Source organism: Mycobacterium sp. E2238 (assembly GCF_001672665.1).
In the GTDB taxonomy this organism is placed as follows: domain Bacteria; phylum Actinomycetota; class Actinomycetes; order Mycobacteriales; family Mycobacteriaceae; genus Mycobacterium.
Genome location: NZ_LZKF01000120.1, coordinates 14,384 through 37,837, shown reverse-complemented (window position 1 = coordinate 37,837; position 23,454 = coordinate 14,384). Strand labels below are relative to the sequence as shown.

The 23,454-nt window shown below is 68.4% G+C and carries 24 protein-coding genes; 8 read left to right on the top strand and 16 right to left on the bottom strand.

The window, feature by feature from the left end; all coding sequences use genetic code 11:
• Positions 1–27 precede the first annotated feature (27 nt).
• The 6 genes from typA to A5711_RS10220 all read right to left on the bottom strand — a co-directional run bounded on the left by typA (position 28) and on the right by A5711_RS10220 (position 9,571).
• Entirely contained in the window at positions 28–1,917 is a 1,890-nt protein-coding gene (gene typA, locus A5711_RS10245; protein WP_067946062.1) for a translational GTPase TypA, read from the bottom strand.
• A 159-nt stretch (positions 1,918–2,076) separates the two neighbouring features.
• Positions 2,077–2,808 (bottom strand): respiratory nitrate reductase subunit gamma, encoded by a 732-nt coding sequence (gene narI, locus A5711_RS10240; protein WP_067946060.1) that lies wholly within the window; start codon positions 2,806–2,808, stop codon positions 2,077–2,079.
• Positions 2,801–3,466: a nitrate reductase molybdenum cofactor assembly chaperone gene (narJ, locus tag A5711_RS10235; protein WP_067946058.1), complete on the bottom strand. Its 666-nt coding sequence runs from the start codon at positions 3,464–3,466 to the stop codon at positions 2,801–2,803. Before narJ ends, narI begins: the two co-directional genes overlap by 8 nt.
• A complete protein-coding gene (gene narH, locus A5711_RS10230) occupies positions 3,463–5,079 on the bottom strand; it encodes a nitrate reductase subunit beta (RefSeq protein WP_067946056.1) in 1,617 nt (538 codons plus the stop codon). The genes narJ and narH overlap by 4 nt, the downstream gene beginning before the upstream one ends.
• A complete protein-coding gene (locus A5711_RS10225) occupies positions 5,080–8,775 on the bottom strand; it encodes a nitrate reductase subunit alpha (RefSeq protein ID WP_067946054.1) in 3,696 nt (1,231 codons plus the stop codon). It lies immediately after the preceding gene.
• 391 nt (positions 8,776–9,166) lie between these two features.
• Positions 9,167–9,571 carry a (deoxy)nucleoside triphosphate pyrophosphohydrolase gene (locus tag A5711_RS10220; protein WP_067946052.1) on the bottom strand — a complete coding sequence of 135 codons (405 nt, stop codon included), beginning with the start codon at positions 9,569–9,571 and terminating at the stop codon, positions 9,167–9,169.
• 24 nt (positions 9,572–9,595) lie between these two features.
• Between A5711_RS10220 and A5711_RS10215 the strand changes: the two genes are divergently transcribed.
• Positions 9,596–9,880, top strand: coding sequence for a 4a-hydroxytetrahydrobiopterin dehydratase (locus A5711_RS10215; protein WP_067203848.1), 285 nt, complete (start codon positions 9,596–9,598; stop codon positions 9,878–9,880).
• Here A5711_RS10215 and A5711_RS10210 read toward each other — a convergent pair.
• Positions 9,877–11,193, bottom strand: coding sequence for a mannosyltransferase (locus A5711_RS10210; protein ID WP_067946050.1), 1,317 nt, complete (start codon positions 11,191–11,193; stop codon positions 9,877–9,879). The genes A5711_RS10215 and A5711_RS10210 overlap by 4 nt on opposite strands.
• A gap of 146 nt (positions 11,194–11,339) precedes the next feature.
• Between A5711_RS10210 and A5711_RS10205 the strand changes: the two genes are divergently transcribed.
• Positions 11,340–12,017 carry a hypothetical protein gene (locus A5711_RS10205; protein ID WP_067946049.1) on the top strand — a complete coding sequence of 226 codons (678 nt, stop codon included), beginning with the start codon at positions 11,340–11,342 and terminating at the stop codon, positions 12,015–12,017.
• Positions 12,018–12,049: 32 nt separating this feature from the next.
• Positions 12,050–13,174 (top strand): hypothetical protein, encoded by a 1,125-nt coding sequence (locus A5711_RS10200; protein WP_197520142.1) that lies wholly within the window; start codon positions 12,050–12,052, stop codon positions 13,172–13,174.
• Positions 13,175–13,247: 73 nt separating this feature from the next.
• Here the strand turns inward: A5711_RS10200 and A5711_RS10195 are convergent, their stop codons facing one another.
• Both A5711_RS10195 and A5711_RS10190 read right to left on the bottom strand, forming a co-directional pair.
• Positions 13,248–13,394, bottom strand: a complete 147-nt coding sequence (locus A5711_RS10195; RefSeq protein WP_067277197.1) for a DUF1059 domain-containing protein — start codon at positions 13,392–13,394, stop codon at positions 13,248–13,250.
• Positions 13,395–13,422: 28 nt separating this feature from the next.
• The gene (locus A5711_RS10190) at positions 13,423–13,995 is read right to left on the bottom strand and encodes an HhH-GPD-type base excision DNA repair protein (RefSeq protein WP_067946045.1); all 573 of its coding nucleotides are present in this window, start codon (positions 13,993–13,995) and stop codon (positions 13,423–13,425) included.
• 112 nt (positions 13,996–14,107) lie between these two features.
• Here A5711_RS10190 and A5711_RS10185 point away from each other — a divergent pair, with 112 nt between their 5' ends.
• Entirely contained in the window at positions 14,108–14,641 is a 534-nt protein-coding gene (locus A5711_RS10185; protein WP_067946081.1) for a nuclear transport factor 2 family protein, read from the top strand.
• A 41-nt stretch (positions 14,642–14,682) separates the two neighbouring features.
• On the opposite strand, the gene A5711_RS10180 is transcribed toward A5711_RS10185, so the two are convergent.
• Together A5711_RS10180 and A5711_RS10175 are read right to left on the bottom strand one after the other, a co-directional pair.
• Positions 14,683–14,871, bottom strand: a complete 189-nt coding sequence (locus A5711_RS10180; RefSeq protein ID WP_067946043.1) for a DUF5302 domain-containing protein — start codon at positions 14,869–14,871, stop codon at positions 14,683–14,685.
• Between the two features lie 36 nt (positions 14,872–14,907).
• Entirely contained in the window at positions 14,908–15,351 is a 444-nt protein-coding gene (locus A5711_RS10175; protein ID WP_067946041.1) for a PPOX class F420-dependent oxidoreductase, read from the bottom strand.
• Positions 15,352–15,428: 77 nt separating this feature from the next.
• Between A5711_RS10175 and A5711_RS10170 the strand changes: the two genes are divergently transcribed.
• Positions 15,429–15,950, top strand: a complete 522-nt coding sequence (locus A5711_RS10170) for a DUF1697 domain-containing protein (protein ID WP_067946039.1) — start codon at positions 15,429–15,431, stop codon at positions 15,948–15,950.
• Between the two features lie 11 nt (positions 15,951–15,961).
• Here A5711_RS10170 and A5711_RS10165 read toward each other — a convergent pair whose 3' ends face one another.
• Positions 15,962–16,327: a GntR family transcriptional regulator gene (locus A5711_RS10165; protein WP_066951550.1), complete on the bottom strand. Its 366-nt coding sequence runs from the start codon at positions 16,325–16,327 to the stop codon at positions 15,962–15,964.
• 37 nt (positions 16,328–16,364) lie between these two features.
• On the opposite strand from A5711_RS10165, the gene A5711_RS10160 reads away from it, so the two are divergent.
• Positions 16,365–17,078 (top strand): NAD-dependent deacylase, encoded by a 714-nt coding sequence (locus A5711_RS10160; protein ID WP_067946037.1) that lies wholly within the window; start codon positions 16,365–16,367, stop codon positions 17,076–17,078.
• 9 nt (positions 17,079–17,087) lie between these two features.
• Here the strand turns inward: A5711_RS10160 and A5711_RS10155 are convergent, their stop codons facing one another.
• On the bottom strand, positions 17,088–17,717 hold the full coding sequence (locus A5711_RS10155) for a class I SAM-dependent methyltransferase (RefSeq protein ID WP_067946035.1): 630 nt from the start codon (positions 17,715–17,717) through the stop codon (positions 17,088–17,090).
• A 65-nt stretch (positions 17,718–17,782) separates the two neighbouring features.
• Positions 17,783–20,095: an MMPL family transporter gene (locus A5711_RS10150; RefSeq protein ID WP_067946033.1), complete on the bottom strand. Its 2,313-nt coding sequence runs from the start codon at positions 20,093–20,095 to the stop codon at positions 17,783–17,785.
• 309 nt (positions 20,096–20,404) lie between these two features.
• Between A5711_RS10150 and A5711_RS27900 the strand changes: the two genes are divergently transcribed.
• On the top strand, positions 20,405–20,527 hold the full coding sequence (locus A5711_RS27900; RefSeq protein WP_003878506.1) for a hypothetical protein: 123 nt from the start codon (positions 20,405–20,407) through the stop codon (positions 20,525–20,527).
• Between the two features lie 132 nt (positions 20,528–20,659).
• Here the strand turns inward: A5711_RS27900 and A5711_RS10145 are convergent, their stop codons facing one another.
• Together A5711_RS10145 and A5711_RS10140 are read right to left on the bottom strand one after the other, a co-directional pair.
• Positions 20,660–21,412, bottom strand: coding sequence for a 3-hydroxyacyl-CoA dehydrogenase (locus tag A5711_RS10145; protein WP_066951567.1), 753 nt, complete (start codon positions 21,410–21,412; stop codon positions 20,660–20,662).
• Between the two features lie 41 nt (positions 21,413–21,453).
• Positions 21,454–22,539, bottom strand: coding sequence for a CaiB/BaiF CoA-transferase family protein (locus A5711_RS10140; protein WP_067946031.1), 1,086 nt, complete (start codon positions 22,537–22,539; stop codon positions 21,454–21,456).
• 97 nt (positions 22,540–22,636) lie between these two features.
• On the opposite strand from A5711_RS10140, the gene A5711_RS10135 reads away from it, so the two are divergent.
• The gene (locus A5711_RS10135) at positions 22,637–23,446 is read left to right on the top strand and encodes an enoyl-CoA hydratase (RefSeq protein ID WP_067946029.1); all 810 of its coding nucleotides are present in this window, start codon (positions 22,637–22,639) and stop codon (positions 23,444–23,446) included.
• Positions 23,447–23,454: the final 8 nt, after the last annotated feature.

The following is a 23,454-nucleotide window of genomic DNA, read 5'->3' as shown; positions in this document are numbered from 1 at the left end:
CCCAGCAGCCCGCCCACGCACGCGCGATTAACCCCGGGCCTTGGCCCGCGCCCGGCTGCGGCCCCGGGTCGTGGCGTCCAGCTCCACCTTGCGGACGCGGACGATCTCCGGAGTCACCTCGACACATTCGTCTTGCGCACAGAACTCCATCGCCTGTTCCAGGTCGAGCTCGAGCGGCTTGGCCAGCGTCTCGATGACGTCCGCCGTCGACGACCGCATGTTGGTGAGCTTCTTCTCCCGGGTGACGTTGATGTCGAGATCCTCTGCGCGCGGGTTGATTCCGACGACCATGCCCTCGTAGGTGTCCTGACCGGGTTCGACGAAGAACTGGCCCCGGTCGGCGAGCTGAATCAGCGCGAACGGCGTGATGGTGCCGCTGCGGTCGGAGACCAGGGACCCGGTGTGGCGGGCCCGGATCTCCCCCGCCCACGGCCGGTAGCCGTCGAACACGGCGTTGGCGATCCCGGTGCCGCGCGTGATGGTCAGGAAATCGGTGCGGAACCCGATCAGGCCGCGGCTCGGCACGATGAAGTCCATCCGGACCCAGCCCGCGGCGTGGTTGGTCATCTCCTCCATGCGGCCCTTGCGGGCGGCCATCAGCTGGGTGATCGCGCCGACGAACTCTTCGGGGCAGTCGATCGTCATCGCCTCGAACGGCTCGTGCAGCTTGCCGTCGATCGTGCGGGTCACCACCTGCGGCTTGCCGACGGTGAGCTCGAAACCCTCGCGGCGCATCTGTTCCACCAGCACCGCCAGGGCGAGCTCACCGCGGCCCTGCACCTCCCACGCGTCGGGCCGGCCGATGTCGACGACCCGGATGCTGACGTTGCCGACCAGCTCCTGGTCAAGGCGGTTGCGGACCATGCGCGCGGTCAGCTTGTGGCCCGACACCTTGCCCGCCAGCGGCGAGGTGTTGGTGCCGATCGTCACCGAGATCGCCGGCTCGTCGACGGTGATCCGGGGCAGCGCGTGCGCGTGGTCGGGATCGGCCAGCGTGTCGCCGATCATGATCTCGGGCAGGCCGGCGACGGCCACGATGTCGCCGGCGATCGCCTCGTCGGTGGCGCTGCGCTCGACGCCCTCGGTCGCGAGCAACTCGGTGATCTTGGCGCCGGTGATGACGGGCAGCCCGTCGACCTCGCGCATCCACGCCACCTGCTGGCCCTTGCGCAGCTTGCCGTTGTAAATGCGGATCAGCGCGAGCCGCCCGAGGAAGGCCGACGCGTCGAGGTTGGTCACCAGCGCCTGCAGCGGCGCCTCGGGGTCCCCCGACGGCGGCGGAATGTGCTCCATCAGCACGTCGAACAGCGGGTCCAGGTTGTCGCCGGCGGGCACCTCGCCGTCGGCCGGCTGGGTGGTGCTGGCGACGCCGGCCCGGCCGGACGCGTACAGCGTCGGCAGGCCCAGCGCGTGCTCGGCCGCCTTGGCGGCCTCGTCGTCGAGGTCCGAGGCGACGTCCAGCAGCAGGTCGTGGCTGGCCTCCACCACCTCGGCGATGCGCGCGTCGGGCCGGTCGGTCTTGTTGACGACGAGGATCACCGGCAGGTGCGCGGCCAGCGCCTTGCGCAGCACGAACCGCGTCTGCGGCAACGGGCCCTCGGACGCGTCGACCAGCAGCAGCACGCCGTCCACCATCGACAGCCCGCGCTCCACCTCGCCGCCGAAGTCGGCGTGCCCCGGGGTGTCGATCACATTGATGACCGTCACCGTCCCGTCCGGGTTGTGGCGATGCACGGCGGTGTTCTTGGCCAGGATGGTGATGCCCTTTTCCTTCTCGAGGTCACCGCTGTCCATGATGCGTTCCTGGGTGTCGTCACCGCGGTGGTGCAGCGCCCCCGACTGCCGCAGCATCGCGTCCACCAGGGTCGTTTTGCCGTGGTCGACGTGGGCGACGATGGCGACGTTACGGAATGGCACGTCGGTGATTGTGGCAGCGCGGGGGTATCAAAGGCGAACTGGCAGGTGTGGCCCGCGCGCTGTCCGGTGTGCGTCCAGGGCGGCCCGCCGCGGCGGGTCGGCACCCTGGCGGCACACCGAAAACCCTGGACGCACGCTCAACGGGCGACCGGGCGCCGGTCACCAACCCCGGCGGCGCGGCGCCGTACCGACCAATTCGCCCTTGGCCACCTCGTCGCGGCTGCGGTAGACGATGTAGGGCCGGAACAGGTAGGCGACGGGCGCGCTGAAGATGTGCACCAGCCGGGTGAAGGGCAACAGCGTGAACAACACCATGCCGATCAAGGAGTGCAGCTGGTAGTCCAGCGGGGCGTTGATCATCACCTCGCCGTGCGGCTGGAAGATCCAGATCCGGCGGAACCACAGCCCGACCGTGTAGCGATAGTGGAACTCGCCGCCGTGCGGCCCGGTGCCGATCAGGTCGCAGTACAGCCCCACCACGATGGCCAGCACCAGCACCACATACATCACCTTGTCGCTGCGGGTGGTGGCCATGGACACCGCGGGGCGGGTGAACCGCCGATAGATCAGCAGCCCGATCCCGGCCAACGTCGCGAGGCCGGCGATCGACCCGGCGATGACCGCCTGCAGATGGTAGGCGTGATCGCTCAACTTCAGCATGTGCGTCACCCGCGGCGGGACGAACAGGCCCATCACGTGTCCGGCGAAAACCGCCAGGATGCCGAAGTGGAACATCGGACTGGCCACCCGCAACAGCCGCGACTCGTAGATCTGCGAGGAACGGGAGGTCCAGCCGAATTTGTCGTAGCGGTACCGCCACCAGGTGCCGACGATCAAGACCGTCAGCGTGACGTAGGGCGCGATGTCCCAAAACAATACGTTGCTAAACACCTGGCGCTCCTTCGCGTCGGGGCGGCACGGTCAAGTTAAAGGGTTGCAGCCCAACGGCTTCCGCGGGTGGCCCGGCTTGCGCCAGGCGTTCGGCACGGCGCACGTCCTGGTCGGTCGCGGGGGGCAGTGTCGCGCATACCGCCGCCACGGTCGGCTCGTAGGGCGAGTTCGCGTCGGCGAGGGCGCCCCGCAAGACGTCGATGGGGACGCGGTGCTCGCTGAGCAGCCTCCGCCCCACCTCGGGATCGACGGTGGCGGCGAACTCGAGCACGACGGGCAGGTGATCGGGCGCCTCGGCGCGCGGCGGCGGCACGCCCGCTTCCCGGTAGGCGGTGGCGAATTCGACCATTTCCCGGCCGCGGTTGCGGGTATCCCCGGCGGTCCAGTACGTCAGGTACATCGTGCAGTGGCGCCGCATGTCGAACGTCGCGACGTAGTCCATCGCGGCGGCCATCGGCTCGCGGGCGCGCAGCGCGGCCGCCGTCTGTCCGAGCAGCGTCGCCTCGGGCCCGTCGATGTGGCTGAGCAGCTCGTCGACGGTGTCCAGCCGCGCCGCCAGCTCGTCGTCCGGGTAGGCCAGCAGCAGCGATGCCGCCTGCCACACCAGTCGGTCCTGCAGGGTGTTGGTGCGTCCGCGGCGCCCGGCCAGCAGCCTCATCGCTTCTGCTCTTCGGGAAACATTCCGGCGGGCACCTGGCGCCCGTCCCAGTTCAGCAGGTTCACCCGCGCCCGGCCGTTTCCGGCCGCCTCCCCGTCCGTGTGCTTGAGCGCGTGGAACGTCTCCACGGAAACGGGCACCGGGTCGCCCGACTCGTACATGCCCGGGCCGCCGTCGCCCGTCAACGAGCAACCCATCTGTTCGAGATCGCGGGCCTGCGGGCTGAACGCGGTCGGAATGACGTAGCGCTCTTCGTATTTGGCGATGGCCAGCAGCCGGTACATCTCGTAGATCTGCTCTTCGGTCATCCCGACGGATTGCGGTATGTGCGGCTGGGTTTCGCGCCCGAGATTGATGTCGCGCATGTAGGAGCGCATCGCCGCCAGCCGCCGCAACACGCCCTCGACCACGGCGGTGTCACCGGCGGTGAACAGTTCGGCCAGGTACTGCATCGGGATGCGCAGGGCGTCCAGCGCGCCGAACAGGTTGCCGAGGTCCTCCCCGTCGTGACCGTCGCGGCTGACCGCGTCGACCACCGGCGACAGGGGCGGGATGTACCAGACCATCGGCATGGTGCGGTATTCAGGGTGCAGGGGTAGCGCGACCTTGTAGTCGTTGATCAGCGCGTGCACCGGGGAGCGTTGGGCCGCCTCGATCCACTCGTCGGAGATGCCCTCCGCGCGCGCGGCCGTGATCACCTCGGGATCGTTCGGGTCCAACAGGATTCGGCGCTGCGCCTCGTAGAGGTCGGTTTCGTTCTCCACCGACGCCGCCTCGAGCACCCGATCCACGTCGTAGAGGACCAGGCCCAGATACCGCAGCCGCCCCACGCAGGTCTCCGAACAGATGGTCGGCAGCCCGACCTCCATCCGCGGATAGCACAGCGTGCACTTCTCGGCCTTGCCCGTCTTGTGGTTGAAATAGACCTTCTTGTAAGGACACCCGGAGACGCACATCCGCCAGCCCCGGCAGCGGTCCTGGTCGACCAGCACGATGCCGTCCTCGCTGCGCTTGTACATCGCACCCGACGGGCATGACGCCACGCAGGAGGGGTTGAGGCAGTGCTCGCAGATCCGGGGCAGATAGAACATGAAAGTCTCTTCGAGCGCGAGTTTGACCTCCTCGCCGACCTTCTTCAAAATCGGGTCGCCCGCCAGGATCTCCGGCGACCCGGCCAGGTTGTCGTCCCAGTTCGGGCCCCAGGAGATCTTCATCCGTTCGCCGCTGATCTGACTCTTGGGCGCGGCGGTCGGGAAGGTGTCACCCGCGGGTGCGGTGGTCAGGTTCTCGTAGTCGTAGGTCCAGGGCTCGTAGTAGTCGTCGATGAGCGGTAGCCGCGGGTTGGCGAAGATGCGCAGCAACTTGTGGAAGCGGCCGCCGTCGCGCAACCGCAGCCGGCCCTTCTTGTCGCGTATCCAGCCGCCGCGCCACCGCTCCTGGTCCTCGTAGGTGCGCGGATAGCCTTGCCCCGGACGGGTTTCGACGTTGTTGAACCACACGTACTCGGTGCCGGAACGGTTGGTCCATGCCTGCTTGCAGGTGACCGAGCAGGTGTGGCAGCCGATGCACTTGTCGAGGTTCATCACCATCGCCAGTTGGGCCATGACCTTCATCTAGTACGTCACCTCCTGGCTGCGGCGGCGCACCACGGTGACCTCGTCGCGCTGGTTTCCGGTCGGTCCCATGTAGTTGAACGCGAACGCATGCTGGCCGTAGCCCCCGGCGAGGTGACTGGGCTTGATCCGAACGCGGGTCAGCGCGTTGTGGTTGCCGCCGCGCTTGTTGTTGGTTTCGGTGCGGGGTGTGTCCACCGTGCGTTCCTGCACGTGGTAGACGAACACGACACCGTCGGGCATGCGGTGGCTGACGATGGCCCGGCACACGTAGATGCCGTTGGCATTGACGGCCTCGACCCAATCGTTGTCGCGGACTTCGAGCTTGGCCGCGTCGCCGGGGCTCATCCACATCGTCGGCCCGCCCCGGGACAACGACAGCATGTAAAGGTTGTCCTGGTAGGTGGAGTGGAACGACCACTTCGAGTGCGGTGTCAAATACCTTACCGTGAGGCCGATTCCGTCTTCGGTCGGGCCGAGCTCGGGCTGACCGAACAGCCGCGTCATGTCCAGCGGCGGACGGAACACGGGCAGGTGCTCGCCGAGTTCCTCGACCCAGTCGTGGGCCAGGTAGAAGTGCATCCGGCCGGTCAACGTGTGGAACGGTTTCAGGTTTTCGATGTTGATGGTGAACGGCGCGTAGCGACGCCCACCGGTTTCGCTGCCCGACCATTCCGGGCTGGTGATCACCGGGACCGGGCGCGCCTGGGTGTCGGCATAGCTGATGCGCCGCTCCTCGCTGCCCTCGGCCAGGTGCGCCAGCCGTTGACCCGTTCGCTTCTCCAGTTCACGGAAGCCCTCGACCGCGAGCCGGCCGTTGGTGGTCCCGGACAGCAGCAGCAGCACGTCGGCCATCCGGGCGGCGGTGGTGATGGCCGGACGCCCCGCCGCCGCACCGGAATTCATCACGCCGAACTTGGCCGCCAGTTCCTCGACCTCCCGGAACGGGTGCACGGTGATGCCCTTGGTGGTCAGGCCGAACGTCTCCACGAGCGGGCCGAGGGTCTGCCACTTGTCATAGATTGCGCCGTAGTCGCGTTCCACCACGGTGAGCCTGGGCATGCTGCGCCCGGGCACCGGCGTCGCTCCGGTGTGCAGCCAGTCTTCTTCGGTGCCATCGGGATAGGCCATCGCGTCGGGGGTGTCGTGCTGCAGCGCCGTGAGGACCACGTCGCTGCGGGTGCCCAGGTGACGCTTGGCCAGCGCGCTGAAGGCGCGGGCGATCGCGCCGAAAGCCTCGAAATCCGAACGGGTTTCCCAGGGCGGATCGGTCGCGGCGCTGAACGCGTGCACGTACGGGTGCATATCCGTGCTGGAGATGTCGGCCTTCTCGTACCAGGTCGCCGCCGGGAGCACGATGTCCGAGACCAATGTCGTCGAGGTCATTCGAAAATCGATCGACATCATCAGGTCGAGCTTGCCCTCGGGGATGTCCCCCTCGCACACCACGTCAGCGGGCGGCATCCCGTCGGCCGGCGGCTCGGCCTGCACGTTGGAGTCGGTGCCCAGCAGGTGGCGCAGGAAGTACTCGCCGCCCTTGCCCGACGATCCGATCAGGTTGGCCCGCCACACCGTAAGCACCCGCGGCCAGTTGACCGGATTGTCGGGATCGGTGACCGAGAGCTTGAGCTTGCGGTCGCGAAGCTGCTCGGCGACGTAGTCGGCGACGTCGCGGCCGGCGTCGCGCGCCTCGTCGGCGACGTCCAGGCTGGACCGGTCGAACTGGGGGTAGAAGGGGCTCCAGCCCATCGCCGTAGCGGAGGCCAGCAGATCCATCGTGTGCTTGCCGGCGAACCGGCCGCGACCCAGTGGGCTGGCAAGCTTGTCGGCCGCGTAGCCGTCGTAGCGCCACTGGTCGGTGTGCGCGTACCAGTAGGACGCACCCGGCACCTGCCGGGGCGGGCGCACCCAGTCCGTCGCCATCGCCATCGTCTGAAATCCGGTGAGCGGACGCACCTTTTCCTGGCCGACGTAATGGGCCCAGCCGCCGCCGTTGCGCCCCATCGACCCGGTCAGCATCAGCAGCGCGAGCACCGCCCGGTAGATGGCGTCGCCGTGGAACCACTGGCAGATCCCGCTGCCCATGATGATCATGGACCGGCCACCGGATTCCTCTGCGTTGCGGGCGAATTCCTTCGCGACGCGGATGGCCTGCGCGGCCGACACGCCGGTGATGGTCTCCTGCCACGCGGGGGTGTTCTGCTGGGTCGGGTCGTCGTAACCGGTGGGCCATTCGCCGGGCAATCCCGGCCGGGCCACGCCGTACTGGGCGAGCATCAGGTCGAAAACGGTGCACACCAAGTGCTTGCCGACGCGGCGCACCGGGACACCGCGCGCCACGGTGGCGCCCTCGCCGTTGATCGTGTCGAAGCTGGCCAGGTGCACCAGCGCGGTGTCGTCCTCGCCGTTGCCGTGCGCATCCCGCACGCTGAGCGCCGGCACCAGCGCGCCGAGGTCGAGGTTCCACTTACCGACGCCGTCCTCGCCGTAACGGAATCCCAGTGAACCGTGCGGCACCACCACCGAGTCGGTGGCCTCGTCCCACACCGCCGGTTTGAGCGCCGCGTTCTCGACCGCCTCACCGAGATCTGCCGCCGTGAGGTTCTTCCCCGGCACCAGCATGTCGCCGCGCTCTTCCAGCTTGATCAGGAACGGCAGGTCGGTGTAGCGGCGCGCGAAGTCGGCGAAGAACGGAACCTGCTTCTGCACATAGCATTCCGAAAGAATGACGTGCCCCATCGCCATCGCCAACGCCCCATCGGCGCCGGCCGCGCACGGCATCCACTCGTCGGCGAACTTGGTGTTGTCGGCGTAGTCGGGGCTGACCGTCACCACCTTGGTGCCGCGGTAGCGGGCCTCGGCCATCCAGTGCGCGTCGGGGGTTCGGGTGATCGGCACGTTGGAGCCCCACATCATCAAATACGAAGCGTCCCACCAGTCTCCGGATTCGGGGACGTCGGTCTGATCGCCGAACACCTGCGGCGAGGCCACCGGCAGGTCGGCGTACCAGTCGTAGAACGACGTCATCGGGGCGCCGATCAGTTCGAAGAACCGCGACCCCGCGGCGTAGGACACCATGGACATCGCCGGGATGGGTGAGAAGCCGGCGACCCGGTCGGGACCGTAGGTCTTGATGGTGTGCACGTGGGCGGCGGCGATCAGCTCGGTGGCCTCGGCCCAGGTGATCCGGATCAGTCCGCCCTTGCCGCGGGCGCGCTGATAGCGCCGTCGACGTTCGGGGTCCGCCTGAATGTCGGCCCAGGCGAGCACGGGATCGCCGAGGCGCGCCTTGGCTTCCCGGTACATCTCGACCAGCACGCCCCGGGCGTACGGGTACCGCACCCGGGTGGGCGAGTAGCTGTACCAGGAGAACGATGCCCCGCGCGGGCATCCGCGCGGCTCGTATTCCGGCCGGTCCGGGCCCACCGATGGGTAGTCGGTTTGCTGCGTTTCCCAGGTGATGATCCCGTCCTTGACGTAGATCTTCCAGGAGCAGGAACCGGTGCAGTTGACCCCGTGGGTGGAGCGCACCACCTTGTCGTGGCTCCACCTGTCGCGGTAGAACACGTCGGCCTCGCGGCCGCCCCGCCGCGTCACCGTGCGCAGGTCGGCCGAGAACTCGCCGGGTGTGAAGAACCGCCCGCTGCGTTCCAGCAACTCCTCGAGCGCTCCACCAACGTGTGGTGTGAGAGTCAACAGGTACCCCTTCTACTCCGTATCACTGCGTCGTAGCCGGGCCGTCGCTTCGACCCCAGATGCGTCGTGTTGGGCGCCGGCCCGTCGCTGCATCCGCCCGCGCCATGCCGCGTCGGGGGCGCCATCGATGTCGGGGGCCCGGAGCACGCACCCGCATCGGGTGCGGGAGAAGGGCCTATCACCTCCGCCGTACGCGGCCTGTTAACGAAAATCCGTCTGCTCAGCATGGGTTTTGCGGACCAGATGCGTCCGGCGCGGATGACGGGTCGCCGCCGGCACGCACTCCAGGTCAAGTCGTTTACTACAAGTTCACGTTGGGTTTATATCTCCAAGTTCACCCTCGTGACCTTCTGCGGCGCTGAATGTCAGCTGCCGAAAGGCTGTGGACTTGTTATGAGACCCCGCCGGCCAGCGTCCGTACCAGGTCAGCGACCCAGGCGCGGTCGGCGGGCACCCAGTCGACATCGGCCAGCTCGGCCGCCGTCACCCAGCGCACCGCCCGGTGGTCACGGGCGTGCGGTTGGCCGCCGAGCAGGTCCACACGGTAGGCGCGCAGCGTCATGCCGTCCAGCGCGATGTCGTCGCCCAGGCGGTCGCCCACCGCGACGTCGCCGGCGGTCACACCCAGCTCCTCGGCCAACTCCCGGGCCAGCGCCTCGGGCTCGGTCTCACCCGGCGCGACCTTGCCGCCGGGCAGCTCCCAGCGTCCGGCCAGCTCGGGCGGCCGGACGCGCTGCGCCACCAAGACACTGGCGCCGCGGATGACCGCCCCGGCGACGACGATCTGGGTCGGCATGGCCAGACGGTATACGGTCGAGACATGGCTGTGTTAACGGATGAGCAGGTGGACGCCGCACTGCCCGATCTCAACGGATGGGAGCGTGTCGACGGCGCGCTGCGCCGGTCGATCAAGTTCCCGAGTTTCCTGGCCGGCATCGACGCGGTGCGCCGGGTCGGCGAGCACGCGGAGAGCAAGGACCATCACCCGGATATCGATATCCGTTGGCGGACAGTTACTTTCGCTCTGGTCACGCACTCCGAGGGGGGCATAACCGAGAAGGACGTGGCCATGGCCCACGACATCGACGGGATCGTCGGGAGCTAGCCCTCCGACGTCGCCCGGTCTTCGACCGTCACGCCAGCGCGACCTTCGGGAGAGCGGTGACCGGCGGCGGCGATCCAGGCCAACGTCGCCACGGCCGCCACGATGTAGATCAGGCCGGCCCACGCCAAGTACCACGGCCGGCTGATCTGCCAGATGGTCGGCTGAGCGAAGAGCAGCAGCCACGGCACGCCGACGATGGTCAGCGCAAGCCAGCCCCACCCCACGATCCGGGCGCCGCGCCGCTCGCGCAGCGGCCCGTGAATCGCCCAGATCATCAGCGGTACCAGCCATACCCAGTGGTGAGTCCAGGAAATCGGCGACAGCAGCAGCCCGAACAACTCCACCACCAGCAACTTGCCCAGCCGATCGGTCGGGTCCAGCACCCGCCAGGCCAGGACGGCCAGCACCGCGGTGACGGCAATGGCGGCCAGGACCGGCGGGCCGAAGCCGGCGTCGTGGCCAAGGATCCGGGAGATGCCGCCGCGCCAGGATTGATTGATCGACGTTGCGATGGGGCCCACGCGATGCGCGTCGCCCAGCAGTTTCGTGAAGTAGTAGCGCGTCTGGTCCCCGGCCACCATTGCCGACACGCCGATGGTGGCCACGAAGACCACGAAGGAGAACGCCGCCGCGGCCCACCGCCGGACGCCGAGCAGGTAGACACCGGCGATCGCGGGCGTCAGCTTGATTCCGGCCGCCACGCCGACCAGCAGCCCCGACAGCCACCACCGCGTCGTCAACACGGCCAGCAGCACCCCGAGCATCAGCAACACGTTGACCTGCCCGTAGTCGAACGTGCTGCGCAGCGGCTCGATCCAGATCGTGACGGCCGTCCACGCCATGGCCATGCGTCGCCCGTCGGCCCCGGCCGCCACGCCGATCAACCGCTGGCTGATCCGGATCGCGGCGTACAGCGCGGCCATCGTCGCGACCTGCCACGCGAAGGCGACCACGCGGAAGGGCAGCAGGCTCAGTGGGTAGAACACCACCGCCGCGAAGGGCGGATAGGTGAACGGCAGCGGGAAGTTCGGCGTCTGATCGGCGTAGACGTAGCTGTACAGCGTGCCGGGATGGTCGAGCGCGGCGGCACCGCCGAGGTAAACGTGCAGGTCGACGAAGTTCGCACCGTGGGGCGACAGATATGTCCAGCCGAGCCGCGCGGCGACACTGGCGACTAGCAGCGCGGGTGCCGCCGCCCGAAGCAGACTCGCGAATCGCCGGCGCGGGGGTGCCGCCGGGGTGGCCGAAGTGGTGTCTATGCGCCCGACTTTAGCGATCCGGGGGGCGTGAGCGGCACCGGTTGCCCTCGTCACCGCCAACGGTCCTGGTCGACGGGCGTTCGGTCACCGCCGTCACTCGTATCAATAACGATCAAATAAATGCCACACGTGTCACTTGAGTCCCATCAGTATCAACGTAACTTCGGCGGCGGACCCGTTTTCCACAACCAGGGAGAGTCATGCCAACCATCTGGACTTACATGCGTGCAGCGGCCGTCGTCGTCGGTTCGTCCGCAGCCCTACTCACGGGCGGTATCGCCCACGCCGACCCCGTGCCGGCTCCGCCGATTCCGAACATTCCGCAGCAGCTGATCAGTTCGGCGGCCAACGCGCCCCAAATCCTGCAGAACCTCGCTACCGCCCTGGGCGCCACCCCGCCGTCCGCGCCGGCCGCTCCGGGCATCACCTTCCCGGGAGTTCCGTCGGCCGCGGCGACGTCGCCGGCGAATCCCGCGTCGAGCATCCCCTCGATTCCCGGTCTGCCGCAGGCGGCTACGCCCTCGGCGCCGTCCGCCCCGTCGGCCACGCAGGGCCTGCAGGGGTTGATCCCGGGCCTGGGACAGACGGCACCCGCGGCGCCCGCCGCACCGGCCACGTCGTCCATCCCCGGACTGCCGGCCATCCCGGGGCTGTCGACGCCGACCGCCCCCGCCACCCCGCCGGCCCCGCAGATTCCGCAGGCGAAGGTCGACATGCCGGCGTTCCTGCCCAATCTGCCGGTCAACATGCCCGCGCAGATGACCCTGCCGCAGGACCTGCCGGCACTGGCCGGGGCTCCGGCGGCGCCTGCCGCACCCGCGGCCGCACCGGCAACCGGGGCCAACCCGGTAGCGCCGCTGCTCGCGGCCCTGCCCTGATTAGTTAACCCCGACAGCAAAGCCACCCCCTACTGACCGGAGGACACACCGTGGCAACCACTTGGAATCTGTCCAAAGGATTGGCCGCTGTCGTGACGGCATCGGCTGCCGCGTTCGGGTTCTGCCCGAGCGCGGCAGCCGAACCGGCGACACCGCAACCCAACTCGACTCAAGAACTTCCGGGCCTGCCGGCGTTATCGCAGCTGAGCCCGATCATTCAGCAGGCGGCTACCAACCCCGGGCAGGCGACACAGCTGCTCATGGCCGCAGCGCAGGCCTTCAGCCACAACCAGGGCGCGCCCACCGAGTCCCGGAATGTCGCCCAGTCGGTGAATCAATTCCTGTCCCAGCCGGGCTCCCCCGAACCCGGCACCGCCCTCCCGGACGGCGCGCCGGTGCCGCATGTACCCGCGGCGGGCGTCGAACCGGGCGCCCAGTCACACCTGCCGACCGGCATCGACCCGGCCCACGCCGCCGGCCCGGGACCGGCCGCGGCCCCGTCGGCCGCGGGCGTCGAACCGGGCGCCCAGTCACACCTGCCGACCGGCATCGACCCGGCCCATGCCGCCGGCCCGGGCCCGGTGGCGGCTCCACCGGTGACCGCGCCGCCGGCTTCGGCGCCGGCCGCGGGCACCGTCGCACCCGTTGCGGCTCCCGTGCCGGCGCCTCCCGCTCCGGCCGAGGCTCCACCGGCCGCGGCTCCCGCACCCGCCGCGGCGCCGGCGGCGGCTCCGGGGTTCGGCCCGGACGCTCCGCCCACGCAGGACTTCATGTATCCCTCGATCGGCACCAACTGCCTGGCCGACGGCACCAGCGCGATCGCCACCGCGCTGTCGGTGGCGGGCCCGGCGAAGATTCCGACTCCCGGGCCGGGCCCCGGGCAGACCGCTTATGTGTTCACCGCCGTCGGCACCCCCGGGCCGGCCGAGGTACAGAAGCTGCCGTTGAACGTCACGTGGGTGAACCTGACCACGGGCAAGTCCGGGACGGTCGCGCTCAAGCCGCGCACCGATATCAACGGCGACGGGCCGACAACGCTGACCGCGATCGCCGACACCGGGTCGGGCAGCATCATGTCGACCATTTTCGGGCAGGTCACCACCAAGGAAAAGCAGTGCCAGTTCATGCCCACGATCGGCTCCACGGTGGTGCCGTAGGGCCAGCACTGTTCCCCGCCCCGAGCGCGCGTGTCCCCATCCGGGCACGCGCGCTCGGCGTTTGGTCGGATCGTCAGTACGCCATGAACAGGATGGCGTCGCGATCGTATTCGAGACCCGGATGATCGCTGGCGAGATGAGCCTGGGTCAGCTCGACCAGCTCGTCTTCGTCCTTGCCGACGATGGCTTCCCCGCACGGACACGTCAGGTGTGTCTTCACGTTGCCGCCCTTCCCTTCTGGTGACCTACTACTTGGCCGCCTTGGCCGCGGCCTTCATCTGCTTCTTGTAGGAACGCACTTTGCCCATCGATTGTGCGTCGACGATATCGGCGACGGAGATGTGCGTGCCGGCCTTGCCGAACTGCCCGGCCGCCTCACGCCAGCCCTTGACCGTGACGCCGTACTGCTTGCCCAGCAAAGCCAGGAAGATCTGCGCCTTGACTTCGCCGAACCCGGGCAGCCCCTTGATTCGCCGCAGCAGCTCCTCGCCGTCGGGGTCCCCGGCGGTCCACAAGCCGGCGGCATCGCCGTCGTAACGGTCCACGATGATCTGGGCCAGGGTCTGGATGCGTTTGGCCATCGACCCCGGAAAGCGGTGTATCGCAGGCTTTTCCGAACACAGCGCGGCGAACTTGTCGGGGTCGTACTCGGCGATCTCGTGAGCACCGAAGCTGCCCATCCGGTCCGCGATCTTCTTGGGCCCCGAGAACGCCGTCTCGAAGGGCACCTGCTGATCGAGCACCATCCCGATGAGCAGGGCCAACGGGTCGTCGTCCAGCAGCGCGTCGGCCTCAGGATCTTGAGCGAGCCAAAGTTTCACCGTCAATGACCAGCCTTTCCGCTGAACACCCTAAAACCCGTCACCTATGTGTTGAGAGACTACCTATCAGAGAGGCGCTTACGGCCGGCGAACAACCAGGGAGTTGGGTGACGTGGTGGTGGACGAGGCCCGCGTGGCGCTGATGCTGGACCGCGACGAACTGCATCAGCTCGTCACCGCCTACTGCCGGGCCGTCGACCGCGCCGACTACGACGCCCTGCGCAGCCTGTACCACCCCGAGGCGACCGACTCGCACGGCTCGTTCTCCTCGGGCGGCGTCGAACAATTCATCGCCCAACTGCAGGCCGCGGAACCGTATGTGCGTGTCTCCCAACACAACATCACCACGACGAACTTCGTGGTCGAGGGCGAACAGGCCCGCGGTGAGATCTATTGCCTGGTGTTTCATACCTTCGCCGGGCCCGACCACGACCTAGACGTGATCATCGGGGGCCGGTACCTGGACACCTACACCAAGCACGACGGCCGCTGGAAGTTCCGTGAACGCACCATCGTGGCGGACTGGGCCTACCAAAACGACCCGTCCCAAGTGAACTTCGGACACCCCAGCACCCGGGGCAGTCTGCGCGGCGAGCCCGGTCAGGCCGACCCTTCGGTCAGCCATTTCACACCGCCGGACGGCTGACCCGCCAAAGTGCTTGGCGCGCAACGGGCGACGGGCGACCGTCAGCCGCTCTTGCGGCGGAATTCGCGGCGGTTCTCCACCGGGCCGTGCGCGCGAGTCTGCTTACCGCCGGCACTCTTGTGGTCGGACCCGCCCGAGGACTTGGCCATCTTGCGGTCGAGGGCTTCCCGGAACTTGCGCTTGTTGTCGTCGTCCGATTCCGGCGCCTCGGAAGACTTCGATTCAGCCATACCGGCAGCCTAGCCGGGAATCCCGTAATCGGGCGGCTACCGCACTCCGGGCGGCATGCCGTACACGTGCGAGATCGGCAGGGTCAGCAGCACTCGCCGATCGGTGACCATCGCCTCGCGGAACTCGTCCCAATCCGGGTGCTCGCCGGCGATGTTGCGGTACAAGGCAATCAACGCTTCGACGGTGTCGTCGCCGGGGGCGGCCGCCGGCGGCGTCAGGATCGCCGTGCCCTCCGCCACCGCGTACGACCACCCGTCGTCCGCATCGACGAGGATGGACGCCCGCGGATCGCGGCGCAGGTTGCGCGTCTTGGCCCGCGGCTCGGTGATCGACACCCGCACCGCCAAGTCGCGCGGGTCGAAGTGGTAACTCACGTTCGACAACTGCGGGCGCCCGTCGCGCTTGATGGTGGCCAGCACTCCGAGAGAGTTTCCACTGATCACGGCCAGCAGCTTGTCGTCGAAGACTTGGCGTCCCATGGAAGAAAGCCTACGTCGCGCGTCCAGCAACCGGTCCCGGATCGCATCGGCGCGGGCGGCCCTGGTGAAATCGGAAGGTGACCAAATACGCGGCGTTCCTGCGTGGCGTCAACGTCGGCGGCGTCAACCTCAAGATGGCCGAGGTGGCGCGCGCTTTGACCGACGCCGGATTCACCAACGTGCGAACCATCCTGGCCAGCGGCAACGTCCTGCTGGAGTCGTCCGCCGGTGCGGCGTCCGTGCGCAAGAAGGCCGAAGCCGCGCTACGCGAGAACTTCGGCTACGACGCCTGGGTGCTGGTCTACGACCTCGAGACGGTGCGCGCCATCGTCGATGCCTACCCGTTCGAGCCCGAGGTCGACGGCTACCAGTCCTACGTCACGTTCGTCGCCGACAAGGCGGCGCTCGACGAGCTCGCCGCCCTCGGCAAGGAGACCGGATCGGACGAGCGGATCGGCCCCGGCGCGGGTGTCATCTATTGGCAGGTGCCCAAGGGCGGCACCCTGGACAGCACGATCGGCAAGACGATGGGCAAGCCGCGCTACAAGTCGTCGACGACCACGCGCAACCTGCGCACGCTGGCCAAGGTGTTGCGCTAGAACTACAACGCTCAGTCGTCAGGCACGTTGGTCAGGTAGCGCATCGCGTCGGACTTCGTCAGCCCCAGCGCCCGGGCCACCTCGACGTACTCCTTGGCGGCGGCCGCCATCGCGGCGTCGGTCGGGTCGAAGCGGGAGATGAAAGTGCCGAAGCGTCCGCGGGTTTCGACGATCGCCGCGGACTCGAGTTCCCGATAGGCGCGGGCCACGGTGTTGGCCGCGACGCCCAGCTGGCCGGCCAGGTCGCGCACCGTCGGGAGCCGGGTCCCGGGCGGCAGCGCGCCGGCCCGAACGCCGTCGATGACTTGGGTCCTGAGCTGGTCGAACAGCGGCCTGCCCGCCTTCATGTCGACCTTCAGCAAATCCCGCAGCTCCACCTCTTCAGTATGTCCCAAGCACCGCTATCTTTGTGGGATGCGAGTAGCGGTGCTGAGCGGCGCGGGGATCTCCGCGGAGAGCGGGGTGCCGACCTTCCGCGACGACAAGAACGGGTTGTGGGCCCGCTTCGATCCCTACGAGCTGTCCAGCACACAAGGGTGGCGCGACAATCCCGAGCGGGTGTGGGGCTGGTACCTATGGCGTCACTATCTGGTGGCCGACGTCCAGCCCAATGCCGGGCACCGCGCGATCGCCGCCTGGCAAGACGGCGCCGAGGTCAGCGTCATCACCCAGAACGTCGACGACTTGCACGAGCGCGCCGGCAGCATGCCGGTTCATCACCTGCATGGCAGCCTGTTCGAATTCCGTTGCGACCGTTGCGGTATGCCCTACACGGGCGCGCTGCCCGCGATGCCCGAACCGATGCTGGAAGTGGAGCCGCCCGTCTGTCACTGCGGCGGCCTGATCCGGCCCGACATCGTGTGGTTCGGTGAGCCGTTGCCGGATGCGCCGTGGCAGTCCGCCGTCGAGGCGACCGAGGCCGCCGACGTGATGGTGGTCGTCGGAACCTCGGCGATCGTCTATCCGGCGGCCGGGCTGGCCGAGCTGGCGCTGTCCCGCGGTACCGCCGTCATCGAGGTCAATCCCGAGGTCACGCCGCTGTCGCGGCACGCCACGATCAGCATCCGCGAAACGGCCGGCCAGGCCTTGCCAGGGCTGTTGCAGCGGCTGCCCGCGCTGTTGAAGTAGCCGCGGGATCTACGGCCTGCGGGCGCGGCCCAGCAGGATTTCCGAAACCGGCATCGGCGCCCACGCCGGCAACGTGAACTCGCGCCGGGAAAAGTCGACTTCGAATCCGGCGTCGATGATCGAGCGCTCGGTGTCGCGGTGGGTGTGGCAGTTGCCGAACAACCGGGGCCACAGCGTCGCGTCGGCGATCCGCTGGAAACGGCCCCGCGCTCCGGCGCTCGCCACGTGCTCGAGGTAGCGCAGCTCTCCACCCGGGCGCAGCAGCGAATAGAGGCGTCGCAGCACGCCGCCGGGATCCTGCACGGAGCACAACACCAGCGAGCACACCACGGCGTCGAACGGCTCGCCGCCGCTGAACCCTTCGGCCGTCTCGCCCGTCACGACGACGCGGGCGGGCACCACGTCCGCCGCGGCACGCGCCTGGGCGGCCAGCCGCGGCTCGGGCTCGACCGCGACCACCTCGTGGACCGACTCCGGGTAGTGCGGAAAGTTCGTCCCAATGCCCGCGCCGACCTCCAGCACCCGCCCCGACAGCCCCGAAAGGTTCTCCCGGCGAAGGGCCCGGATCACCTCGGTTTCATGGGTGGCGACGACGGGCCAGATGCGCGCGAAGAACGGGTTGTCGACCGCCGTTGTCATACACGTCAACCTTCCGACTCGGATGAGCCTCACAATAGGGTCTTGCCGACGAACCGATCCGGGCGTCAGCCGATGTTGGGCACGGGTTCCCCCAGCGGGCCGCCGTCGAGGACCGGCTCGAGGTATCCGTGGGCCCCTCCCTCGCTGATGCCGAACCGATCGTGCAGCCAGGCCAGCGGCCTGGGCGCCCACCAATTCCACCGGCCCATCACATGCATGAACGCCGGCACCACGACCATCCGCACCAGGGTGGCGTCGGCGAACACGGCAAGCGTCAGCCCCAGGCCGAACATCCGCATGAACGAAACGTGGGCGGCGATCAGCGCCGCGAACGACATCGACATCACCAAGGCCGCCGCCGTGATCACCCGGCCGGTCCGGGCGACGCCGAGCGCGACGCTCTCGTCGTTGGCGGCGTGCGCCTCCTTCGGGGTCGGCCGTCCGGGTCGAGCGGCCCCCGACGCGAGCCAGTACTCGCGGATCCGCGAGAGCAGAAACACCTCATAGTCCATCGACAACCCGAAGGCGATGCAGAACAGCAGCACCGGCATGTTGGCGACCAGCGTCCCGCTCGGCGTGGTTCCGAGCGCGCCGAGATGCCCGTCCTGGAAGATCCACACCAGTGCACCGAAGGCCGCGGTCAGCGAGAGGATGTTGCAGGCCAGCGCCTTCGCCGGCAGTACCACGCTGCCGGTGAGCAAGAACAGCAGCGCGAACGTGATGGCGGCCATCAGCCCGAGCACCAGCGGAAGCCGGTCGGTGACCGCGTCCACGCTGTCGCGGTTGACCTGGGCGACACCACCCATCGCGACGGCCCGGCCGGCCGGCCCGGGCACCTCGTGCAACCGCTTGAGCTGGGCGTCGTTGGCCGGCGAGAACAGCGGCGCCGTGCTGCTGACCGTCAGGAAGGCGCTGCCGTCGGCCAGCCCGGTGGCCCCGGCGGGCGGTCCCGTTCGGTTCCCGCCGACGAACGTCCCGCCCGGAGCCGACACGTCCGACACGTCGGGAACTCGCGACAAGTCCGAGGCGTATCGGTCCAGGTCCGCCGGACTCACGCCACGCGCATCGGGAATGACGACCGGCACGGACGTGTCGGAGTCGTCGGCGAAATCGTTGCGGAGTCGGTCACCGACCTGGTGGGACGAGGTCGAACGCGGCAGCACCCGGTCGTCCGGGAAGCCCCATTTCACGCCGAGGAACGGCAGGCCGAGCAGGAGCAGCAATGCGACGACGGTCAGGCCGATCGGCGCCCAGCGGCGCATCACCAGCTTGCTCGACCGGTACCAGAACAGCTGCTCGACGGGTTTGTGCACCGGCTCGGGGCGCCGAAAGACGCGGCGCAGCAGCCGGCGCACGTCCAGCGTGTCCAGCCGGTGGCCCAGTAGAACGATGGCGGCCGGCGTGATCACGATCGAGGCGGTCGCGACGAAGGCCACGGTGGCCACACCGGCGTAGGCGAACGACTTGAGGAAGTACATCGGGAACGCCACGGTCGCCGACATGGACAACGCCACGGTGACCGCGGAGAACAGCACCGTGCGCCCGGAGGTCGCCATGGTCCGGATCAGCGCCTCTTCCCGGTCGCTGCCCTCGGCCAGCTCGTCGCGGTAGCGACTGACGATCAGCAGTGTGTAATCGATCGCCAGCGCCAGGCCCAACGCGGTGCTCAGGTTGAGCGCGAAGATCGACACTTCGGTGCTGAACGTGATCAGCCGCAACACCGTCATCGAACCGACGACGGCCAGGGCGCCCAGCGCCATCGGCAAAGCGGCCGCCAGCAGCCCGCCGAACACCCAGATGAGGACCAGGAAGCTCAGCGGGAGCGCGATCATCTCCATCACCAGCAGATCGGCCTGGTTTTGGGTATTGATCTGGGCGTACTGCATCGCCGCGCCGCCGGCGCTGACGGTCACGCCGTCACGGTCGTGGATGAACTGGTCCGCGATGGTCTGGGCGTTGGTCTGCGCGTAGTTCTCGCCGCCCTTGAGGTTGACGACCAGCAGGCCCGACTTGCCGTCGCGACTGATCAGGTCGGCGGCCGCCGCCGGGGGGACCGTCCACGGCGACGACACGTTGTAGACCAACGGTGACTTCTGCAGCCCGTTGACCAGGTCGGTCCCCACCGTGCGGGCCTGTTCGCTGTTGGTGCCCCCGGGCGCTGTCACCAGGATCAGCATTTGCTGACCGCTCTGCCCGAACTTGTCGGTCAGCACCTGGATCGCGTGGGCGGACTCCGAGCGCGGATCCTGGAAGCCCCCGGGCGACAGGCTCTTGGCGACGGGGATGCCGAAGATCGCGGCGGCGATGAAGACCAGGACACCTATTGCGATGATGCGGCGCGGCGCCGCGATGGCCAACCGGGCGATCCCCTGCAGCATGTCGAGCCCTTCCGCCGCCGGTGCTGATCGCCCTGGCCGCTGGCGTACCCGCGCAACTTAACAAACGCTAATTTTCACGCGTCAAACAGATTCCTCTTTAAGCACGGGCGGCGGCGGCCGCACGGTTCAATGCGGCGTTTTAAACCGCGGCGACAGTAAGAGTCCGGCCAGAAAAATGTGTGGCAACTAAGCAGGTCACGGGGCTAAACGCCGCGGTCGGCCGCGTACAACCTACCGAGCGGTAAATTGCCACGGTTTTCCGAATCGTGACTCAAAGATTCCTTAATGGTGGCCCATACGCTCAGTGTCATGTGGATCGACGACACAAGTGCCGACGTCATCAAGGTTGACTTCGAAGCCCTCTACCACGGCGACGTCCTGGTGGAAGGCGAGACCTCGGAGCAGTTCGACGAACTGCAAGCGGCGAGCTGAGGTCCGACTATGAGCATGCTCGCCCGCCTGTTAATGGCCGAACCCGCCGTCAGTCGATGGTTCCGCCGATAAGTTCTTGCTCCGTTACGAAAGCCCCCCGCTCAACGCGGGGGGCTTTCGTGTTTGGCGGCCTCAGCGAGGAGCCATGCGGATGGCGCCGTCCAGGCGGATGACTTCGCCGTTGAGCATCGGGTTTTCGATGATGTGCACCGCGAGCGCGCCGTACTCGTCGGGGTCCCCCAGCCGGGCCGGGTGTGGAACCTGCTTGCCCAGCGACTTCTGCGCCTCCTCGGGCAGCGAGCCCAGCAGCGGGGTCTTGAACAATCCCGGCGCGATGGTTACCACGCGGATGAGCTCGCGCGACAGGTCGCGCGCGATCGGCAGCGTCATGCCGACCACGCCGCCCTTGGACGCCGAGTAAGCGGCCTGGCCGATCTGGCCTTCGAACGCGGCGACCGACGCGGTGTTGATGATGACGCCGCGCTCCTCACCGACCGGTTCGGTCTTGGCGATGCGCTCGGCGGCCAGCCGCAGCACGTTGAACGTCCCGATCAGGTTGACCCCGACCACCTTCTTGAACGCGTCCAGCGGAAACGGGCCGTCCTTGGACAGCGTCTTGATGGCGTTGCCGATGCCGGCGCAATTGACGTTGATGCGCACCGGGCCCAGCGATTCGGCGGTGTCCAGCGCCTTGCTGACGGCCGCCTCGTCCGTGACGTCGGCCTGCACGAAGCGGGCGCGCTCGCCGAGCTCTTGGACGGCCTCTTCGCCCCGTAGGTCGATCACCACCACCTGCGCCCCGGCGTCCAGCAGCCGCTTGGTGGTGGCCAAGCCGAGGCCCGAGGCGCCCCCGGTGACGACGGCTACGGCGTCCTTGATTTCCATGCGAGTCCTTCCTTGAGTCCAGCCAACCAGTTGGTTGGCGACTATACCCAGTCGTTCAGCACAGCTTCGACGTCGGCCAGGGGGGCGGCCGGAGGCCGAGGCACGTCGGGCGTGGTGCGGGAGAACCGCGGGGCAGGCAACGGCTGCAGGCCGCCGTCCACCTCGTAGAAGGTGTTCCGCTCGGTGATGTGCGGCTCGCTGTCCACCTCGCCGAACGCCAGCACCGGCGTCACGCACGCGTCGGAATCGGCGAACACCTTCGCCCAGTGGTCACGGTCGTGGGCGGCGAAGGCCGCCGTCAGCGCCGCGCGCAGCTCGGGCCAGCGGCTCACGTCGTTCTGCGGCGGCAGGTCGGCGGCATCCAGGCCCAGCCCGGACAGCATGGCCGCGTAGAACTGCGGCTCGATGGCGCCCACCGCGACGTAACGCCCGTCGGCGCACTCGTAGGTGTCGTAGTAGGGCGCGCCGCCGTCGAGCATGTTGGTCCCGCGCACGTCCGACCACATGCCCAATCCCCGCATCGCCCACATCATCTGGATCAACACGCTGGAACCGTCGACCATCGCGGCATCGATCACCTGACCCTTGCCGGAGTTCTGCCGCTCCCACAGGGCGGACAGGATGCCGACCAACAAGAACATCGAGCCGCCGCCGAAGTCGCCGACCAGGTTCAGTGGCGGCACCGGCCGCTCGTTCGCCCGGCCGATGGCGTGCAGGATCCCGTTGAGGGAGATGTAGTTGATGTCGTGGCCCGCCTGCTGACTGCGCGGGCCGGATTGTCCCCAGCCGGTCATCCTGGCGTAGATCAGCCGCTCGTTCACCTCGGCGCACTGCTCGGGCCCGAGGCCGAGCCGCTCTGTGACGCCGGGGCGGAAGCCCTCGATCAACACGTCGGCTTTGGCGACGAGCTTGAGCACGACGGCACGTCCCTCGTCGGACTTGAGGTCGACGGTCACCACACGCCGGTTGCGCAGCATGGCGTCCTTGGCGACACCACCCGGGCCAGTCGATGGCCGATCGATGCGCACCACGTCGGCACCCAGATCCCCCAAGATCATCGCCGCGTGCGGACCCGGCCCGATGCCGGCCAACTCGACGACCCGAAGTCCCTTCAGCGGTCCAGCCACGATCTACCGACCTTTCGTCTGCTCTGACGCCCGTTGTAGTTGGCATCTTCGCAGCCGCCCCGGACCGGCGCGCAGCCCGGTCACTTAGGGTGAGCCCATGGCGCAATCCGCGATCGACACCCTGACCCCCGTCGCAGGCCTTTCCGTCACGTCGTCCGACGGCGTGCTGTCGGTGACCATCGACCGGGCCGACAGCCTCAATTCGCTGACCCTGCCGGTGATTACCGGCATCGCCGACGCGATGGAGCGGGCGGCCACCGACCCGGAGGTCAAGGTGGTGCGCCTCGGCGGTGCGGGCCGGGGATTCTGTTCCGGCGCGGGCATCAGCGCCGACGACGTGTCCAGCACCGGGGTCCCGCCGGACGAGATCGTCGTGGAGATCAACCGCCTGATCCGGGCGATCGCCGCGGTGCCGCACCCGGTGGTCGCGGTGGTCCAGGGCCCCGCGGCCGGCGTCGGGGTTTCCCTGGCCCTGGCTTGCGACGTCGTATTGGCTTCGGAGAGCGCCTTTTTCATGCTCGCGTTCACCAAGATCGGCCTGATGCCCGACGGCGGTGCGTCCGCACTGATCGCCGCGGCCGTCGGCCGAATCCGGGCGATGCACATGGCGCTGCTGCCCGAACGGCTGCCCGCCGCCGACGCGCTGTCCTGGGGACTGGTCAGCGCGGTCTACCCGGCCGACGAATTCGAGGCCGAGGTGGACGAGGTGATCGCCAGGTTGCTGGCGGGACCGGTCGCGGCGTTCGGCAAGACCAAGCTCGCCATCAACGCGGCCACGCTCCCCCAGTTGGATCCGGCTTTGCAGCGCGAGTACGAGGGGCAGGCCGTGCTGCTGCGATCTCACGACTTCGTCGAGGGCGCAACCGCTTTCCAGCAGCGCCGCACGCCGGACTTCACCGACCGCTGAATTCGTTC

Bases quoted from the DNA above. Each gene is read 5' to 3' on its own strand.
- narJ (WP_067946058.1), bottom strand. From the start codon at position 3,466: ATGAGGCTGCTGGCCGGGCGCCGCGGACGCACCAACACCCTGCAGGAC.
- A5711_RS10180 (WP_067946043.1), bottom strand. From the start codon at position 14,871: ATGGCTGAATCGAAGTCTTCCGAGGCGCCGGAATCGGACGACGACAAC.
- A5711_RS10155 (WP_067946035.1), bottom strand. From the start codon at position 17,717: ATGACAACGGCGGTCGACAACCCGTTCTTCGCGCGCATCTGGCCCGTC.
- A5711_RS27900 (WP_003878506.1), top strand. From the start codon at position 20,405: ATGTGGATCGACGACACAAGTGCCGACGTCATCAAGGTTGACTTCGAA.
- A5711_RS10160 (WP_067946037.1), top strand. From the start codon at position 16,365: ATGCGAGTAGCGGTGCTGAGCGGCGCGGGGATCTCCGCGGAGAGCGGG.
- A5711_RS10145 (WP_066951567.1), bottom strand. From the start codon at position 21,412: ATGGAAATCAAGGACGCCGTAGCCGTCGTCACCGGGGGCGCCTCGGGC.
- A5711_RS10215 (WP_067203848.1), top strand. From the start codon at position 9,596: ATGGCTGTGTTAACGGATGAGCAGGTGGACGCCGCACTGCCCGATCTC.
- A5711_RS10150 (WP_067946033.1), bottom strand. From the start codon at position 20,095: ATGCTGCAGGGGATCGCCCGGTTGGCCATCGCGGCGCCGCGCCGCATC.
- narH (WP_067946056.1), bottom strand. From the start codon at position 5,079: ATGAAGGTCATGGCCCAACTGGCGATGGTGATGAACCTCGACAAGTGC.
- A5711_RS10205 (WP_067946049.1), top strand. From the start codon at position 11,340: ATGCCAACCATCTGGACTTACATGCGTGCAGCGGCCGTCGTCGTCGGT.
- A5711_RS10175 (WP_067946041.1), bottom strand. From the start codon at position 15,351: ATGGGACGCCAAGTCTTCGACGACAAGCTGCTGGCCGTGATCAGTGGA.
- A5711_RS10135 (WP_067946029.1), top strand. From the start codon at position 22,637: ATGGCGCAATCCGCGATCGACACCCTGACCCCCGTCGCAGGCCTTTCC.
- A5711_RS10220 (WP_067946052.1), bottom strand. From the start codon at position 9,571: ATGCCGACCCAGATCGTCGTCGCCGGGGCGGTCATCCGCGGCGCCAGT.